The organism is Streptomyces sp. NPDC001668, assembly GCF_042893155.1.
Classification (GTDB): Bacteria; Actinomycetota; Actinomycetes; order Streptomycetales; family Streptomycetaceae; genus Streptomyces.
Map to the genome: position 1 here is coordinate 258,010 of NZ_JBIAUQ010000012.1, position 16,744 is coordinate 274,753.

At 71.2% G+C, this 16,744-nt stretch carries 15 protein-coding genes; 3 read left to right on the forward strand and 12 right to left on the reverse strand.

Annotated features, from left to right (window positions below):
* Positions 1-43 precede the first annotated feature (43 nt).
* The 4 genes from ACFYZ8_RS31590 to ACFYZ8_RS31605 form a co-directional block, all read right to left on the reverse strand.
* Positions 44-526 (reverse strand): DUF5304 family protein, encoded by a 483-nt coding sequence (locus tag ACFYZ8_RS31590; RefSeq protein WP_359029409.1) that lies wholly within the window; start codon positions 524-526, stop codon positions 44-46.
* 57 nt (positions 527-583) lie between these two features.
* Positions 584-1,741: an ArsA family ATPase gene (locus ACFYZ8_RS31595; protein WP_388542330.1), complete on the reverse strand. Its 1,158-nt coding sequence runs from the start codon at positions 1,739-1,741 to the stop codon at positions 584-586.
* A 176-nt stretch (positions 1,742-1,917) separates the two neighbouring features.
* Positions 1,918-2,358, reverse strand: coding sequence for an SRPBCC family protein (locus ACFYZ8_RS31600; RefSeq protein WP_062024808.1), 441 nt, complete (start codon positions 2,356-2,358; stop codon positions 1,918-1,920).
* An 82-nt stretch (positions 2,359-2,440) separates the two neighbouring features.
* Complete coding sequence (locus ACFYZ8_RS31605; RefSeq protein ID WP_359029719.1) at positions 2,441-3,196, reverse strand: metallophosphoesterase; 756 nt, start codon at positions 3,194-3,196, stop codon at positions 2,441-2,443.
* Positions 3,197-3,532: 336 nt separating this feature from the next.
* On the opposite strand from ACFYZ8_RS31605, the gene ACFYZ8_RS31610 reads away from it, so the two are divergent.
* Positions 3,533-5,329, forward strand: a complete 1,797-nt coding sequence (locus tag ACFYZ8_RS31610; protein WP_388542328.1) for an AMP-dependent synthetase/ligase — start codon at positions 3,533-3,535, stop codon at positions 5,327-5,329.
* Between the two features lie 19 nt (positions 5,330-5,348).
* On the opposite strand, the gene ACFYZ8_RS31615 is transcribed toward ACFYZ8_RS31610, so the two are convergent.
* Together ACFYZ8_RS31615 and ACFYZ8_RS31620 are read right to left on the reverse strand one after the other, a co-directional pair.
* Positions 5,349-6,929 (reverse strand): GMC oxidoreductase, encoded by a 1,581-nt coding sequence (locus ACFYZ8_RS31615; protein WP_388542326.1) that lies wholly within the window; start codon positions 6,927-6,929, stop codon positions 5,349-5,351.
* An 83-nt stretch (positions 6,930-7,012) separates the two neighbouring features.
* On the reverse strand, positions 7,013-8,155 hold the full coding sequence (locus ACFYZ8_RS31620; RefSeq protein ID WP_359029406.1) for a glycosyltransferase family 4 protein: 1,143 nt from the start codon (positions 8,153-8,155) through the stop codon (positions 7,013-7,015).
* Between the two features lie 120 nt (positions 8,156-8,275).
* Here ACFYZ8_RS31620 and ACFYZ8_RS31625 point away from each other — a divergent pair, with 120 nt between their 5' ends.
* A complete protein-coding gene (locus ACFYZ8_RS31625) occupies positions 8,276-9,517 on the forward strand; it encodes a glycosyltransferase family 87 protein (protein ID WP_359029405.1) in 1,242 nt (413 codons plus the stop codon).
* On the opposite strand, the gene ACFYZ8_RS31630 is transcribed toward ACFYZ8_RS31625, so the two are convergent.
* A complete protein-coding gene (locus tag ACFYZ8_RS31630; RefSeq protein ID WP_388542324.1) occupies positions 9,475-10,788 on the reverse strand; it encodes an MATE family efflux transporter in 1,314 nt (437 codons plus the stop codon). The two genes, ACFYZ8_RS31625 and ACFYZ8_RS31630, sit on opposite strands and share 43 nt — an antisense overlap.
* A gap of 104 nt (positions 10,789-10,892) precedes the next feature.
* Here ACFYZ8_RS31630 and ACFYZ8_RS31635 point away from each other — a divergent pair, with 104 nt between their 5' ends.
* The gene (locus ACFYZ8_RS31635; RefSeq protein WP_359029403.1) at positions 10,893-11,423 is read left to right on the forward strand and encodes a PadR family transcriptional regulator; all 531 of its coding nucleotides are present in this window, start codon (positions 10,893-10,895) and stop codon (positions 11,421-11,423) included.
* Here the strand turns inward: ACFYZ8_RS31635 and ACFYZ8_RS31640 are convergent.
* The 5 genes from ACFYZ8_RS31640 to ACFYZ8_RS31660 form a co-directional block, all read right to left on the reverse strand.
* On the reverse strand, positions 11,411-12,604 hold the full coding sequence (locus tag ACFYZ8_RS31640) for a hypothetical protein (protein WP_388542322.1): 1,194 nt from the start codon (positions 12,602-12,604) through the stop codon (positions 11,411-11,413). The genes ACFYZ8_RS31635 and ACFYZ8_RS31640 overlap by 13 nt on opposite strands.
* Before the next feature lie 33 nt (positions 12,605-12,637).
* The gene (locus ACFYZ8_RS31645) at positions 12,638-13,654 is read right to left on the reverse strand and encodes an NlpC/P60 family protein (protein WP_359029401.1); all 1,017 of its coding nucleotides are present in this window, start codon (positions 13,652-13,654) and stop codon (positions 12,638-12,640) included.
* Between the two features lie 181 nt (positions 13,655-13,835).
* Complete coding sequence (locus ACFYZ8_RS31650) at positions 13,836-14,870, reverse strand: NlpC/P60 family protein (RefSeq protein ID WP_389050156.1); 1,035 nt, start codon at positions 14,868-14,870, stop codon at positions 13,836-13,838.
* Positions 14,871-15,079: 209 nt separating this feature from the next.
* A complete protein-coding gene (locus tag ACFYZ8_RS31655; RefSeq protein WP_359029399.1) occupies positions 15,080-16,423 on the reverse strand; it encodes an NYN domain-containing protein in 1,344 nt (447 codons plus the stop codon).
* A gap of 35 nt (positions 16,424-16,458) precedes the next feature.
* Positions 16,459-16,698, reverse strand: coding sequence for a hypothetical protein (locus ACFYZ8_RS31660; RefSeq protein ID WP_123988646.1), 240 nt, complete (start codon positions 16,696-16,698; stop codon positions 16,459-16,461).
* Positions 16,699-16,744: the final 46 nt, after the last annotated feature.

Consider the following 16,744-nt stretch of genomic DNA (forward strand, 5'->3'; position numbering starts at 1 on the left):
CCGCTACGGCCAACCGTACCCGAGGCCCTGCCGTCAGGGGGTTTCAGTCCAAGTCGATGCGTTCGGGACCGGGGTCCTCGCCCTTGTCGCGCAGGGTGTCGTCCCGCCGGCTCCAGCGCTGTTCCTGCGCCTGGACCGCGGAGCGGTACGCGGCGAGGAGTTCGCCACCGGCGGCGGCGAGGTGGTCGAAGACGTCCGGGTTGCGCTCGATGACCGGCTCGACCGCTGCCTTGGCCTGCTGGACGACCTGCTTGACCACCTGCTGGGCGGCTGGTCCGGCGATGCCCCCGAGCAGCGGGGACTGGAGACCGGACAGTTTCTCGGCGACGTTGTCGACGAGCTTGCGCAGTTCCTCGGCGGCCGAGCCCGGGGGCGGGCCGTACTGGGTGCGGCGGCGGGCCTTCTCCGCCGCGAGGTCCTCCGCGACCGCCGTCGCCCACGCGTCGGCGTCGGTCGCCCGTACCTCGTCCACGGCGTCCACGGGCTCGCGGTCCGCGGCGTCGGACGGGGGGAGCTCTTCGCTCATGACGACCTCCTGACTACGGTTCGTCTCTACGACGTTACCCGAATGGGCGTACGCGGTTCACGGGGTCCGGGGCCACAGATCCGGGTCCGGCGCGAACCGGATCCGCAGCTCGCCCTCGCGCAGTGCCGCGCCGGCGACGGCACAGCGGCGCAGGGCGGAGGGCAGCGGGACGATCCGGCGGAACTGCCCCGCGCTGACGAGGAGTTCGTCGCCGCGCCGGATCAGGTCCAGTTCGTCGCGCAGGGCACCGGGCAGCGGGATGTGCCACACGAGGACGCCGTCCTCGGCGAGGCGGTCCGCGATCGGCCACTCGACGGTGGAGGTGGTGTCGTTGACGTCGGGGACGGCGAGCGCGGTGAGATCGTCGGTGCCGCGCGGGTCGCGGCCGAGATGCGGGACGGCATGGACGGCGTACGACTCCTGCCACTCCTCCAGGGCCTTGCGCTGCTGGGCGACGAGTCCCGCGGGCCAGTCCTCCGGTACGACGCGGTTGGCGACCAGGATGTCGGGGCGCAGGCCGCGCAGGGCGAGGGCGAGGCTCGCGGCCTGTACGGCGTCGGTGCCGGCGGGGCCGGGTTCGGCGACCAGTCGCAGCACGGCCTGCCGGTCGGCGAGGACGGCCTGGACCGCGCCGAGTTCGGTGTCCCAGCGGGCGGCGGTCTCGTACAGCCACTCCGAGGGCATGGGGATGCCGGCGAGCCGTCCGAGGACGGGGCGCAGGCCGGCGGCCGCCTGGCGCTCGGCGGGCAGGAGCCGGCGCAGGTAGCGGCGCAGTTCCTCGGGGAGGGAGAGGAGGGCGAGGGCCTGCGGGGTGGGCGGCAGATCCACGACCAGCAGCTCATGGCGCTCGGAGAGGGCCGCGTCGCGCAGGGCGCGCAGGAGGGTGAGTTCCTCGGCGCCGGGGAGAGGGGTGACCTCCTCGGGGTCGAGGCGGGAGGCGCCGAGCAGGTCGAGCACGTGGGAGGCACGGTCCTGGAAGGCGGCGAGGTCGTCCCGGAATCCGGCGGTGGCGTCGGGGCGCCAGGCGGTGAGGTTCTCGGAGACCTCGACGGGGTTCGCGCCCGTCGGTGCGCCGAGGATCACGCCGAGGGTGTCGGTGCGGTCGGCGCTGAGGAGGAGGGTGCGGGTTCCCTCGCGGGCGGCGGCGAGCGCGGTGGCGGCGGCGATGGTGGTACGGCCACTGCCGCCAGGGCCCGTGATCAGGATGGTGCGCATAGGGGTGAACCGTAACGGACTCGGCTGCGGGTGCGTCGTGGCTGGTCGCGCAGTTCCCCGCGCCCCTGGGTGGGTGCGGTTGCCGCTTGCCTGGCCGGCACCCACCTTCTTGGGGGCGCGGGGAACTGTGCGATCAGCCCCCACCGGCCCGCCGCCGACAGCGAACCGGTGAACCCCTACTGCCCCGACTCCACCCGCTTCTTGAGCCCCGCCAGCGCCCGGTCGATGATGACCTTCTCCGCCTTGCGCTTGATCATGCCGAGCATCGGGATCTTGACGTCGACCGTCAGCAGGTACGTGACCTCCGTCGAACCGGCACCGGCCGGCTTCAGCACGTACGACCCGTCGAGCTGACGCAGCATCTGGGACTTGACCAGCGTCCAGGAGACCTCGTTGTCGCCGGTCCACGTGTAGCCGAGGACCTGGTCGTCCTTGATCGCGCCCGCGTCCATGACCAGCCGGACCTGCTCGGCGCGGCCGGACGCGTCCGTCGAGAGGACCTCCGCCTGCTTCACCTCACCCGTCCAGTCCGGGTAGCGGGCGAAGTCGGCGATCACGGCCATGACGTCGGCCGGCGCAGCTTCGATCGTGATGCTCGAACTGGTGTGTTCCGCCATCGCCGTGGCTCCTCCAGATAATCCGGTGAGGAAGGGGTGGTACGCACGTCTGTGCAGCGTGAAGGCTACCGCGCGGACGGACTCACCATTCCAGCGCCCACGGCTTCCCGCTCCCGGCGAAGTGCCCCACGTTCACGCACTCCGTCGAACCGATCCGCATCCGCCGGGCCAGCGGCTGGTGGACATGACCGAACAGGGAGTACCGCGGCCGGGTGCGCCGGATCGCGGCCAGCAGCGCCCGGCTGCCCCGCTCGAACCGCCGGGCGACGGTGTCGTAGACGAGCTCCGGCACCTCCGGCGGGATGTGGGTGCACAGCACGTCCACCTCGCCGACCGCCTCGATCTTCGCCGCGTACTCCTCGTCGCTGATCTCGTACGGCGTCCGCATGGGCGTCCTGAGGCCGCCGCCGACGAAGCCGAACGTCCAGCCGCCGATCTCCACCCGCTCACCGTCGAGCACGGTCGTACCGGGTCCGGCGTACTCCGGCCACAGAAGCGGCATGTCGACATTGCCGTAGGTCGCGTACGTCGGTGTCGGGAACGCGGCGAACATCTCGGCGTACTGCTTGCGTACGGCCTTCTCGATCACGGAGCCCCGGTCGGCGCCGATCCCGCCCCACAGCCGGGCGCCGAGCTCCCGCGCCTCCTCGAAACGCCGGGCGGTGCGCAGTTCCACGATGCGGTCCGCGTTCTCCACTCCGAACAGGTCGGGGAAGATCCCGCGCGAGTGGTCGGCGTAGTCCAGGAACAGCACCAGGTCACCGAGGCAGATCAGGGCGTCGGCACCCTCGCCGGCCCTGGCCAGGTCACGGGCGTTGCCGTGCACATCGCTGACCACATGTACGCGTGTCTTCCGGTTTCCGGCCGGTGTGGGTGCCATGACGATCAAGAGTAAGCCTGTGCGGCATACGTGAACAGTGCCGCCCGGGCCTGCGGTTACTGGCCAGTCAGTCAGCAGGTGGACTACTGTGCGCGAAGAACCCCAAATTTCGTGTGACGCAGCGAACATCTCGCCGGGACCCCCTGTCGAAGAAGCCATACCGGCGGGTAACGTCCGGGCAGTCCAGTCGTGCTCAGCGTTCAACCACTGAAAACCTGAGCACTGCCCGAGCCTTGGACCGACCGTCGCATCACACAACGTCGTGGCGCCGGCGCCCTATGAGGAGCAGCAGTCTTGCGCGAGTTCAGCCTTCCGGCTTTGTACGAGGTCCCTGCGGACGGCAATCTCACCGACATCGTCCGTAGAAACGCCGCGCAGCATCCCGACGTCGCCGTCATCGCCCGCAAGGTGGGCGGTCAGTGGCAGGACGTGACGGCCACGGCCTTCCTGGCCGAGGTGCACGCCGCCGCCAAGGGGCTCATCGCCTCCGGCGTCCAGCCGGGCGACCGGGTCGGCCTGATGTCCCGTACCCGCTACGAGTGGACGCTGCTCGACTTCGCGATCTGGAGCGCGGGCGCGATCACCGTGCCGGTGTACGAGACCAGTTCGCCGGAGCAGATCCAGTGGATCCTCTCCGACTCGGGCGCGACCGCGTGTGTCGTGGAGCTGGACGCTCACAGCGCGGCCGTGGAGTCGGTGCGCGAGCAGCTGCCCGCGCTCAAGCACGTCTGGCAGATCGAGGGCGGCGGGGTCGAGGAACTGGTTCGCGCGGGCAAGGACATCAGCGACGCGGCCGTCGAGGAGCGCAGCTCGCTGGCGAAGGCCGACGACCCGGCGACCATCGTGTACACCTCCGGCACCACCGGCCGCCCCAAGGGCTGTGTGCTGACCCACCGCAGCTTCTTCGCGGAGTGCGGCAACATCGTGGAGCGGCTGCGCCCGCTGTTCCGCACCGGCGAGTGCTCGGTCCTGCTCTTCCTGCCGCTGGCGCACGTCTTCGGCCGGCTGGTGCAGATCGCGCCGATGATGGCGCCCATCAAGCTGGGCATGGTCCCGGACATCAAGCAGCTCACCGACGAACTGGCGGCCTTCCGGCCGACGCTGATCCTCGGTGTCCCGCGCGTCTTCGAGAAGGTCTACAACTCGGCGCGCGCCAAGGCGCAGGCGGACGGCAAGGGCAAGATCTTCGACAAGGCCGCCGACACGGCGATCGCCTACAGCAAGGCGCTGGACACCCCGTCGGGTCCGTCACTCGGTCTGAAGATCAAGTACAAGACCTTCGACAAGCTGGTCTACAGCAAGCTGCGGGCCGTGCTGGGCGGTCGCGGCGAGTACGCGATCTCCGGTGGCGCCCCGCTGGGCGAGCGCCTCGGGCACTTCTTCCGCGGTATCGGCTTCACGGTCCTGGAGGGCTACGGCCTGACCGAGTCGTGCGCCGCGACCGCGTTCAACCCCTGGGACCGCACGAAGATCGGCACCGTCGGGCAGCCGCTGCCGGGCTCGGTGATCCGGATCGCGGACGACGGCGAGGTGCTGCTGCACGGGGAGCACCTGTTCAAGGGCTACTGGAACAACGAGGCCGCGACCGCCGAGGCGCTGATGGACGGCTGGTTCCACACCGGTGACATCGGCACCCTCGACGAGGACGGCTACCTCAGGATCACCGGCCGCAAGAAGGAGATCATCGTCACCGCGGGCGGCAAGAACGTCGCTCCGGCCGTGATCGAGGACCGCATCCGGGCGCACGCGCTGGTCGCGGAGTGCATGGTGGTGGGCGACGGGCGGCCGTTCGTGGGCGCGCTGGTCACCATCGACGAGGAGTTCCTGGGCCGTTGGGCCGAGGAGCACGGCAAGCCGGCGGGTTCCACCGCGGCGTCGCTGGCCGGGGACGCGGACCTGAACGCGGCGATCCAGGCCGCGATCGACGACGGCAACGCCGCGGTGTCGAAGGCGGAATCGGTGCGGAAGTTCCGCATTCTGTCCTCCCAGTTCACGGAGGAGACGGGCCACCTCACGCCGTCGCTGAAGCTGAAGCGCAATGTGGTGGCGAAGGACTACGCGGCCGAGATCGAGGCGATCTACGCGAAGTAGTACGCCTTCTGACGAGGTGTCATGGCGCGGTGTCCTCCACGAGGACCCGCGCCATCGTGCGTTCGGCGAGCGCGGTGATGGTGACGAACGGGTTCACCCCGATGTTGCCGGGGATCAGCGAGCCGTCGGTGACGTACAGCCGCGAATAGCCCTTCACCCGGCCGTAGTTGTCGGTGGCCCTGCCCAGCACGCAGCCGCCCAGGGGGTGGTAGGTGAAGTCGTCGGCGAAGACCTTGTCGGACGAGCCGAAGAGGTCGTACCGGTAGATGGTCGAGTTGGCGGAGTTGATCCGGTCGAAGAGCTTCTTGGCCATGCCGGAGGAGACCGCGCTCTGTGCGGCGCTCCAGTCGAGGCTCAACCCCCCGCTGCCGTACGAGAATCTGGCGCGCTGCGGGTTCTTGGTGATCGCCAGGTACAGGCTGACCCAGTGCTCGAGGCCCGTGGGTAAAGGCGCGATCTCGGCGAAGACGGGGTTGTCGGCGTTGGCCCAGTCGTCGATGCCCATGACCGGCATGGTCGACTGGTTGGCGCCCACCGTGTCCCACAGGTGGTTGGCCCGGCCGAGCATCGTGTTGCCGTTGGGCCCCCAGCCCGCCCCGACGCTCGCGTCCAGCGCCGGGAGCGTCCCCGACTGCCTTGACCGGAGCAGGAGTTCACTCGTCCCCAGGCTGCCGCCGCCGAGGAACAGATAGGTGCAGCCGTACTGCTTGGTCTCGACGACCGCGCCGGTGTAGTCGATGCGCTCGGCGGTCAGCACCCAACTGCCGTCGCTCGCCCGGCTGATCCCGGTGACCTTCTCCAGGGTGTGGATGGTGACGTTGCCGGTGCCGAGCGCGGAGGCGAGGTAGGACTTGTCGAGGCTCTTCTTGCCGTAGTTGTTGCCGTAGATGACCTCCTGGCCGAGGGCGGACTTGGTGGCGGTGCCGGCGGCCTCGCGCTGCATGTAGCCGAAGTCGTAGACGCTGGGTACGAAGGTGGTCTTCAGGCCGGTGTTCTGGGCGTGCTTGCGGGAGACCCGGCTGAACTTGTACCACTCGGTGGACTCGAACCAGGCCGGGTCGATGGTGTTGACGCCGAGCATGGCGCGGGCGCGCGGGAAGTACGTGCCGTACATCTCCGCGGTGTCGACGGTCGGGAACTGCTCGGCGAAGTACGACTGGAGCGGGGTGACCGCCATCGAGCCGTTGACCAGGGAGCCGCCGCCGACTCCGCGGCCCACGAAGACGGACATGTGGTCGAAGTGCACCCGGTCCAGGACGCCGGGGTAGGGGCTGACGTCCTTGTTGACGACGTCCAGCCACAGGAAGGTGGCCAGCGGGGCCTCGGTGCGGTTGCGGAACCACATGGAGCGCTGGTCGGGGTTGGCGGTGTTGCAGAAGACCTTTCCGTCGGGCCCCGCGGTGTTCCAGAGCCGGCCCATCTCCAGGACGAGGGTGCGGATGCCGGCCTGGCCGAGACGGAGGGCGGCGACGGAGGCGCCGTAGCCCGAGCCGACGACGATCGCGGGGGCGGACTCGACCGCGGCGGGCTCGTCCGCGTGGGCCGACTGGAGCCCGACGCGGGTGAAGCCGAGAGTGGCCGCCGTCTGGAGGGCGGCCATACCAAGGATCTGACGTCTAGTCAGCTGACGCTGCATCAGTTTTACTGTCATGCGCGCAGCATCGGCGGATTATCGGCCTCCGGCTAGAGCAACGTCTTCAACTTCTCCGCCAACAAATCCCAGCGCCACTTCTCCTCGACCCACTCCCGTCCCCGCTCCCCCATGCGGCTCCGCAGTTCCGCGTCACCGAGGAGGACGGTGATCCGCTCGGCGGCCTCCTCGACGGAACCGCCGCGCACGACCCAGCCGGTCTCGCCGTCGAGCACGGCGTCGGGGGCGCCGCCCGAGTCCCCGGCGACGACGGGCAGTCCGGTGGCCGAGGCCTCCAGGTAGACGATCCCGAGCCCCTCCACGTCGAGCCCGCCCCGGCGAGTCCGGCACGGCATCGCGAAGACGTCCCCGGCGCCGTAGTGCGCGGGCAGCTCCGCCCAGGGCACGGCCCCGGTGAAGCGGACCGAGGCGGCGACCCCCGTCTCGTGGGCGAGCCTGCGCAGGTCCTTCTCGTAAGGGCCGCCGCCGACGATCAGCAGCACGGCGTCGGGCTCCTTCGCGAGGATCCGCGGCAGGGCGAGGATCAGCGTGTCCTGCCCCTTGCGCGGCACGAGCCGGGACACGCACACGACGACCGGCCGGTCCGTCAGCCCCAGCCGCGCCCGCACGGCGTCGCCGCCCGAACCCGGATGGAAGGTCTTCTCGTCGACCCCCGGCGGCAGTTGCGCCATCCGTGCGGCGGCCTGCGGGCTCAGCGCGGTGGCGATCCTCGACCGGGTGTACTCACCGAGATAGGTGATCGTGTCGGTCGACTCCCCGATCCGCCCCAACAGCTGCCGCGCGGCGGGCAGTTGGGCCCACCCGGCCTCGTGCCCGTGGGTCGTGGCGACCAGCCGCCGGGCACCCGCCCTCCGGAGCGCCGGCGCCATCAGCCCGAGCGGCGCGGCCGCCCCGAACCACACCGACGTGCAGCCGTGCTCCCGCAGCAGCCCCACGGCCCTGCGGGTCGCCCCGGGTGTCGGCAGCAGCATGGTCGTGGAGTCCCGTACGACGGTGAAGGGCTGCTCGGCGTCGAAGGCGGCGGTGGCCTCGACGCCCTCCCGGCTCCGCTTCCAGGTGGAGGCGTAGACGACCAGGCGCTCGGGGTCGAGGCGCAGCGCCATGTTGTGCAGGAACGCCTGGATGCCGCCGGGGCGGGGCGGGAAGTCGTTCGTCACGATCAGGGTCTTGTGCATCGCGGCCGACCCTACCGAACCGGCTGCTCAGAGCCGGGCGCGGCCACGTTTATGGCACCCTCACAGGAGAGCGGGACATCATGTTCCCCTCAAGGTCCGAAGAGAACGGCAGGGGATCACGTGGAGACGAAGGCCGGGCGGCGATCCCTGACCGGACTGCTGCTGACCTGGGGCGTGACCAGGCTGTTGCTGCTGCTCTGGGTCTACAAGGTGTACGTCTTCCCGGGCCCGGACGTCACCAGTGACGTGTCGGTCATCTACCAGGGCTGGTACGACGTCCTGCGCACCGGAACGTTCCCTCAGTCCGACGTGACCTGGCAGTATCCGCCGGCCGCGGCCCTCGCGATCCTCTCCCCCGCGCTGCTGCCGTTCCTGGAGTACACACAGGCGTTCTTCCTCATGGCCTTCGCCGCGGACCTGGTCGTCCTCCTCCTGCTGGTGTACGCGGGCCTGCGTGACGGGCGGCGGCTGCGGGGGGCCTGGGTGTGGGTGGCGGGCGTACCTCTGCTCGGCCCGACCGTCTACTCCCGCTACGACGTGATGGTGACCGCGGTGGCGGTCGCCGCGGTCCTCGCGGCCGCCCGGCATCCGAAGGCGGCGGGGGCGCTGGTGGGCTTCGGGGCCATGCTGAAGGTGTGGCCGGCGCTGATCCTGGTCGGCATCCGCAGGCGGAGCGTGTGGGCCTCGGCGGCGGTGACGGCCCTGGTGGTCGCCGGAGTGTTCGCGGTGGCGATGCCGGGGGCCTTCTCCTTCCTGACCTTCCAGCGGGAGCGGGGCACCGAGGTGGAGTCGCTGGGCTCCCTGGTCTTCCACATCGCCCGGCACCACGGCTGGAACGGCTCGGTCTCGCTCAACTACGGCTCGGTCGAGTTCCTCGGACCGTGGGTGCCCCTCGTCAGCACGGCCGCCATCACGCTGACCGGCATGGCCTTCGGACTGCTGCTGCTGTGGCGGCTGACGGCCACCCGGTTCGAGGCGCACACGGCGGCCGACGCGGCACTGGTGGCGGTGCTGATGTTCACCACCACCAGCCGGGTGATCAGCCCGCAGTACATGGTGTGGCTGGTCGGTCTCGCGGCGGCCTGTCTGTGCTTCCGCGCGAGCCGGATGGGCTTGCCGGCCGTCCTGGTGCTGGTGGCGTGCTTCGTGACGGTCCTGGAGTTCCCGATCTGGTTCGCGGACGTCGTCGCCAGCAGCCCGCGCGGCATCGGCCTCCTCCTCGTCCGCAACGGCCTGCTGGTCCTCGCCACGGTCATCGGGATGCGTGAGCTGTGGCGCGCGACGGTCCCGAAGCAGACCCCGCCGCCCCCGGCCCCGGATCAGGCCCCCGCCCCGGCCCAGGAGGCCCCGGCCTCCTCCTGAACCCGGGCCCGCGCCCGCCGGAACAGCACCATCACGGCCCCGCACTGCAGCGCCATGGCCAGCGCCATCGCCAGACACACCCCGGGCAGGCCGAGGCCGGTGCAGACGTCCGCCAGCCCGAGCTGGACCGCCGTACCGAGCAGCGTCACCCTCAGCAGCGCCGGCGCTCCCCCGCTGCCCTCGAAGACCCCGCCGAGCGCGATGAAGCAGGCCGTCAGCAGCAGGTAGGGGCCGATACAGCGCAGGAACAGCACGCCGGTGTGGGCGACTTCGGGTCCCGCGCCGAAGGCGGCCATGATCCGGGGCGCGGTCACGAAGAGCAGCACGGCCGCCGTGAGCCCCACCACCCCGGACACGACCACCGCCTCCCGCCCGACCGCCCGGCGCGCGTCCTGCCCGGCGCCCCGCAGGTGCGCGGTGTGGATCGAGGCGGCCTGCCGCACGGCGTAGAAGGCCATGGTGGCCACGTACATGACCTTGTAGGCGATGGAGTAGGCGGCCACCGCCGTCACCCCGAGCCGCGCCACGATCGCGACGAGGACGAGCGCACCGCCCTGGCGGACGGTGAAGTCGGCCGCCATGGGCAGCCCGGTGGTCAGCGTGGCGCGCAGGGAGACCCCGGCCGGGACCCCCTGACAGGACCGCAGCAGCCTGTTGCGGCGCAGGGCGAGCAGCCCCGCCCCGAGGGCCGCGCCCCGGCACAGCACGGTCGAGACGGCGGCTCCCCGGACGCCGTACGCGTGGATCAGGAACGGGTCGCACACCAGGATCAGCCCGTTCGCGAGAAGGGCGAGCCGCATCGGCGTCCTCGTGTCGCCGGTGCCTTTGAGGACGCCGTCGACGAGTTGCTGGGCGAAGAAGACGGCGATTCCGGGCAGGGAGACCGCGAAGTAGGCGGTCGCCAGGGAGACGGCCGGACCGCCGTCGAGCACCAGCCGGGCCAGCGGCTCCCGCAGCAGGAAGCCGCCCGCCGCGACCAGCGGGGTGACCAGCGCCCACAGCGCCACTCCCCCGCGCACGGCCGCCCGCACGCCGGCGGGATCCCGGGCGCCCCGGGCGTGCGCCACCAGCACGGTCGTACCGGAGCCGAAGACCAGCGCGACGCCGAGCAGCACATTCTCGGTGTTGGTCGCCACGGCGACGGCGGCGACGGCCGGGCCGCCGAGCCGGGAGACCCACACCGTGTTGATGATCCCGGCGGCGACGGAGGCCAGCAGGCCGAAGTAGACGGGGCGGGCGAGCGAGACGAGCTGTTCGCGATGACGGTCCACGACGATTCCCCTCGATACCTGCTACCTCTATCCGAGCTACCTCGATTCGAGGTAGCTCGGATAGAGGTAGCATGACCCCACGATCCCTCGCAAGGAGGAATGCGGTGCTGGAGCTGTCGATCCTGGGCTTTCTCGCGGAGGGGCCGCTGCACGGCTACGAGCTCAAGGAGCGCATCAAGGCGCTCACCGGGCATGTCCGCCCGGTGAGTGACGGGGCGCTCTATCCGGCGATCAGCCGTCTCGTCACGGCGGGCAAGCTCGACGAACGCGCGGAGCCGGGCGCGAGCGCCGCCCCGCGTCGGACGCTGTCGCTGACGGAGAAGGGCCGCGAGGAACTCCTCCAGCGGCTGCGGCATCCCAAACAGGTCGAGATCACCGATCAGGTCCGCTTCAACACCGTCCTCGCGTTCCTGCGGCACCTTCCCGACCGTCGCGAGCAGGCGGCCGTACTGCGGCGGCGGCTGGAGTTCCTGGAAACGCCGACGAGCTTCTTCTACGACGGCGGCGAACCGGTGGGCGCGGAGGAGACGGACGACCTGTTCCGGCAGGGCATGCTGCGGGTGGCGCGGGCTACGGGCCGGGCCGAGCGGGCATGGCTCGCGGAGGCCGTGGAAACGCTGGATCAGCCGAGCTGAGCCCGCAGGTACTGCCGCCACTCGGCCGTGAAGGTCTTCAGGTCGGTGTCGAGTACGTCCGCCATGGCCTCCTCCACCGCCCCGGGCCGTTTCCTGTGGGTGCCCACGGACCGGTAGAACGCGTCCAGCTTCGTCTCGCCCCACCGGTCGGCGATCATCCGGCAGGCCATCCAGCCGCTCTCGTACGACTGCGCGAGCCCGGTCGCGCTGCCCGCGAAGCCGAAGTCGGCGTCGGACGGCAGCGCCTTCGGCACCCGGCCCGCGGAGACCGCCTCCGCCAGCTCCGGCGCGGCCTCGGCCGGGGTGCGCCCGGTGCCCCGGTAGCCGACCCAGTCGGCGAACCCCTCCGACAGCCACAGCGGTGTCGCCGCGGTGGTGTCGGCGCGGGTGGCGACATGGGTGGTCTCGTGGGTGAGCACGACCTGGCGGCCCAGGGTGCCGAGAAGGGCGTACGCGTCGGGGTTGACGATGATCCGGTCGGCGGGCGCCTGCGCCGGGGCGCCCGTCTCGCCGGTGGTGACGGCCGCGATCCCGCGGTACGAGGACGCCGGCGAGCCGAGCAGCCCCGCCATCCCGTCAAGGGACTTCGGTACGAGCACGACGACGTGCCCGGACCACCCGGTGCCCCAGGCGTCCGACACCGCGGGCACCGCCCGGTCGGCCAGGTCCGCGAAGGAGTGCAGCTTCTCGCCGGAGTGGCCGACGCCGAGAACCATGCTGTGCTTCCCCCGGACGACGGTCACCTCGCCCTGGTCCCACAGCTGCTGCGGGGCCTTCTTGGCGGGCTTCTCACTGATGACGTACCACTGGTCGGCCGCGTCCAGGGAGAGGTTCATGGTGCGGGCGACGGTGACGGGTGCCTGGTCGTACCCCTGGACCTGGTAGCGGAGTTCGGCGTCGGCGGTGGCGGTGGAACCGCTGCGGTGCACTGCCGTGACCTTGTAGGACCAGGAGGCGAGGGGGACGGCGCTGACGTCCTTGAACCAGTTCGCGGAGCCCGTTCTCGCCACCGCCGCCCTGTCCCGGTCGAGTACGGCCGCGGCCCGCCGGTCGAGGACGCGCTGGACGTCGGCCCTGGCGGTGTCGGCGGCCGTGGGCCTGCCGCCGCAGGCCACCAGGGAGGCCAGCAGCAGGCACACCACCACGACACCGTGTTTCGACGCCCGCCTTCGACCAGCCATGTTTCCCGATCGTACGGGTATCGGCGCCCTCGGTCAGGGCCGCGTGACCGTCGCCCCCGGCATCATGCCCACCGGGTCGTAGCGCACCGGCGCGCCGGGGTAAGGGGCGTGGACGACCTGGCCGTTGCCGACGTACATGCCGACATGGCTGGCGTCGCCCCGGTAGGTGACCAGGTCGCCGGGCCGGGCCTGGGAGAGCGGGACCTGGCGGCCGGCGTAGCGCTGGGCCTGGGAGGTGCGCGGCAGGGAGACGCCAGCCTGGGCGTACGACCACTGCATCAGGCCCGAACAGTCGAAGGCGCCGGGCCCGTTGGCGCCCCACACGTAGGGCTTGCCGATCGCGGACTGCGCGGCGGCCACAGCGGCGGCCGCCCGGCCCGAGGGCGCCGCGGCACCCGAGAGGTCGGGCATCTCGGAACGCCCGGAGCGCGAGGCCCGGTCGTAGGCGGCGCGCTCGTCGGACGGCAGGGAGTTGAGCAGCTCACGCGCCCTCGCGAGCTTCTTCTCGACGGTCCGCTTGTGGGAGGCGACGGCCTTGCGGCTCTGCTCCAGTTCGCCGAGCTTCAGGGCCGCCTCGCTGCGCTCCTGGGCGAGTTCACGCATGGCCTCCTGGAGGTCCCTGAGCTCGCCCGCCTGACGGGCGTTGACGCGGTCCAGGACGGCGGCCTTGTCGAGGTAGTCGTCCGGGTCGTCGGAGAACAGCAGCGCGAGCGACGGGTCGAGGCCGCCGGAGCGGTACTGGGCACCCGCCAGCGAACCGAGCGCCTCCCGCATGGAGTTGATGCGCTCCTGCTGCCGCGCGATCCCGTCCTGTGCGGTGGAGACCTCCTCGCGCAGCGCGTCGGCGCGCTCGTCGGCCTTGTTGAAGGCCTCGGTGGCCTGCTCGGCCTGCTCGTAGAGGCGGTCCACCTCGGCCTTGGTGTCGGCGGACGGGGCGGCTACGGCCGGTACGGCGCCGAGCGCGGCGGCCGCCGCGGACAGCACCCCCAGGGCGGTGCCGGCGCCCCGGTTGAACCCGGACGTCTGGGCAAGGCGGCGATGGGACCCCACGGAGGCCGCGCTCCTTCCACTGGCGGACGAGAACGCGGCAGACAGTAGCCCCGGGAGGAGGGCTCGGCCAAAGACCTCGAAGGGTGCACAACGGGACACCCCGCCTCAGACGCAGGTCATGGGCGGGGCGTGGAGTCAGATGAAGTTGTCGCGATTCGCCCGAACGGGGGGCCGCCGAGTGTCAGATCCGCACGCCGAACTGGAACGGCATGTTGTTGATCGACTCGTACCGGACGACCGTGCCGGTGCGCGGGGCATGGAGAACCTGGCCGTTGCCCGCGTACAGGCCGACGTGGTGCAGGTCGCCGTAGAAGATGACCAGGTCGCCGACCTTGAGGTCGCTCATGCTGTAGATGCGGGTACCGGCGTTGGCCTGGGCCTGCGAGGTGCGCGGGATGGTGATGCCGGCCTGCGCGTAGGCCCAGGAGGTCAGGCCCGAGCAGTCGTAGGAGGCGGTGCCGGTGGCGCCGTAGACGTACGGCTTGCCGAGCTGGGTCTGGGCGGCCTGGAAGGCGGCCTCGGCCCGGGCGGAGGCGGCGGGGGCGTCGCCGAGGTCCACGCGCGCGCTCGCGGAGCGGCTGGCGCGGGCGTCGGCGGCGGCGAGGGCGGCCTTCTCGGCGGCGGTCAGCGTGTTGAGGAGCTTCTGCGCCTCGGCGAGCTTGCCCTGAACGGACTTCTTCTGCTTGGCCAGTTCGGTGCGGGTGCTCGCCAGGTCCTTGAGCTTCTCGGAGGCCTCGGCGCGGTCCTGGGCCAGCTCGCGCTGCTTCTCCTGGATCTTCTTCAGCGCCTCGACCTGCTGGGAGCTGAGCTGGTCCGCGGTGGACGCCCGGTCCAGGTAGTCGTCCGGGTTCGACGACAGGAAGAGCTGGAGCGAGGAGTCGATGGTCCCGATGCGGTACTGCGCGGCGGCCGCGAGGCCTATGGAGTCCCGCAGTTCGTTCAGGTCGTCCTGGCCGCGGGCCACGTTGTCCTGGATGGTGGAGATCTCCTTCTGGAGCTTCTCCTGCTTCTCCTTGGCGCCGTTGAGCTTCTCGGTGGCCTGCTCGGCCTGCTCGTACAGGGCGTCGACCTTCGCCTTGACCTCGTCCTTGCTCGGCTTCTCGCTCGGCGCGGCGTTGGCGGCATTGGCACTGAGGGCCACGGCGGCAGCGGCTGCGGTCGTGAGCACGGTCACGCGCGTACGGCTCGGCTGCTTGGGTCGACGGTGGGACGCCACGGAGGTGAACTCCTTCTTTTGAGTGATCACCCGCTCGGAGGTTCGAGAGCAGACCCTAGTGACCTTCCCGTGATCATTCAAATCCTCAGGAGCAAAATCTCGTCACGCCCTGCATTCTTTGCACATAACTCACGTGCAGTGAGGCGGCCTTGACACTACGTTGCGTGACGATACGCCCAATTCGGGCGCTAAACCCCTAACTTCGAGATTTAGGACAGCCGCTTCAGAAGCACCGCGGAAGCCACCGGCCGCGCCCCCGCCTTGGCGATGCCGTCGGCGACCTCGCGGTCGGTCGAGGCGACGATCACCGGCCGTCCGGGCGGCTCGGCGCGCACCAGCTGGCGGATCAGCTCGTCGGCGGTGACGCCCGCCTTGGAGAACAGCACCCGCACCCCGCGCGGCGGCGCGAGCAGCACCGGCGCGGCCAGCTCGGCCCCGTCGAAGACGCAGGTCACCTCGGCCCCGGTCTGCGCGGCGAGCTGCGAGAGCTGGCCGAGGAGCCGGAGGCGCTGCTTCTCCAGCGGCATCTGGGGATAGCCGGTCTTGGTGACGTTGTAGCCGTCGACCACCAGGTGCGCCTGGGGCAGGGCGAGCAGCTGGTCCAGGATCGCCGGGTCGTTGTCGGACAGCGCCCGCGCGGCGATGTCCTTCGGGGTCATCCGTCCCGGTTCGACCGCGTCCACGGTCTCGGCGGGCCGGACGGAGACCGGCGGCAACGCCAGTTCCCGGCGCAGCCCCTGGGCCGCGTCCAGAACGGTGTCCAGAAGCAGACGCACGCGCATGTCCTCGACACTGCGCCCCTCCCGTGCCGCTCTGCGCGTGGCCTCCAGGGCGGCCTCCGCCTCCCCGAGGCGCGCCTTCAGGCGCCGGGACTCGCTCTCGGCGGCGGACACCTGGGTCTGGCCCTCGGTGCGTACGGTCTCCATCTCGGCCTGGAGCTTGCGCAGGGCCGCCTCACCGCGCTTGACGTCACTGAGTGCCGCGCGCAGCTTGCGGTGAAGCGATTCGGCTTCCTTCTTGGCGGACTCCAGGTCGGTGCGCAGCCGCTCGGTCTCGGCGCGCGTCTGGTCGCGGGCGGCCGCGAGCTCCTCGCGCAGCCGCTCCAGCTCGGCGCGGCTCTCCTCGTCGGCCCGCTCGGCGTCCGCCCGCAGGGCCTCCTCGCCGGCCGCGGTGACCAGCTTGACCCAGCCGGTGGGACGCAGCACATAGGCCGCGGCCGCCACGTCGAGCGGGTCCGCGGCCGGGGGCGGGGCACCGGAGTCGAGGGCGCCGCAGAGTTCCGGCTGGGCCTCTCTGAACTTCTCCCCGATGCGCTGGCGGAACAGCGGATCCGTCTCCAGCGCGGCCGCCATCGCGTTGCCGGCGAACTTGGCCCGCCGGTTCGGCGCGAAGCGCGCGTACTGCCTCAGCTGTGCGGGCAGTTCACCGACGGTCAGCCCGCCGAAGCCCTCCGAGACGATGTGCACGACCCGGCGCCGCACACCGTCGGGCAGCGGACGGTCGAGCACCTCGGCGGCGCCGTCGCCCGGCCCCCCGCCTTGTGTCTCCACCATCCGTCACACCCCATCGCCGTGCGGGGCCGGCCCTGTCAGGAGCCGGCGCCCGGCCTGTCCACGAGTTCCACCTGATCCACCGCGTTGCACCAGCGGCACCGCACCGACTCGATGGTCTCACTGACCACCTCGCGCTCCTCGACGTTCGGCTCACCCGCGAGGTCGAGGTGGACGTACTCGACCACCTTCGACGAGCGGGTCACATCGAAGCGCGTGAGGTTGCCGCAGAGGGTGCAGCGCCACCGCGTCGAGGCAGTCGGGAGGGGAACCGTCATCGTGACTGTGCTCTTTCCTGCTAGCCATTGTCAGTGACACACCGGC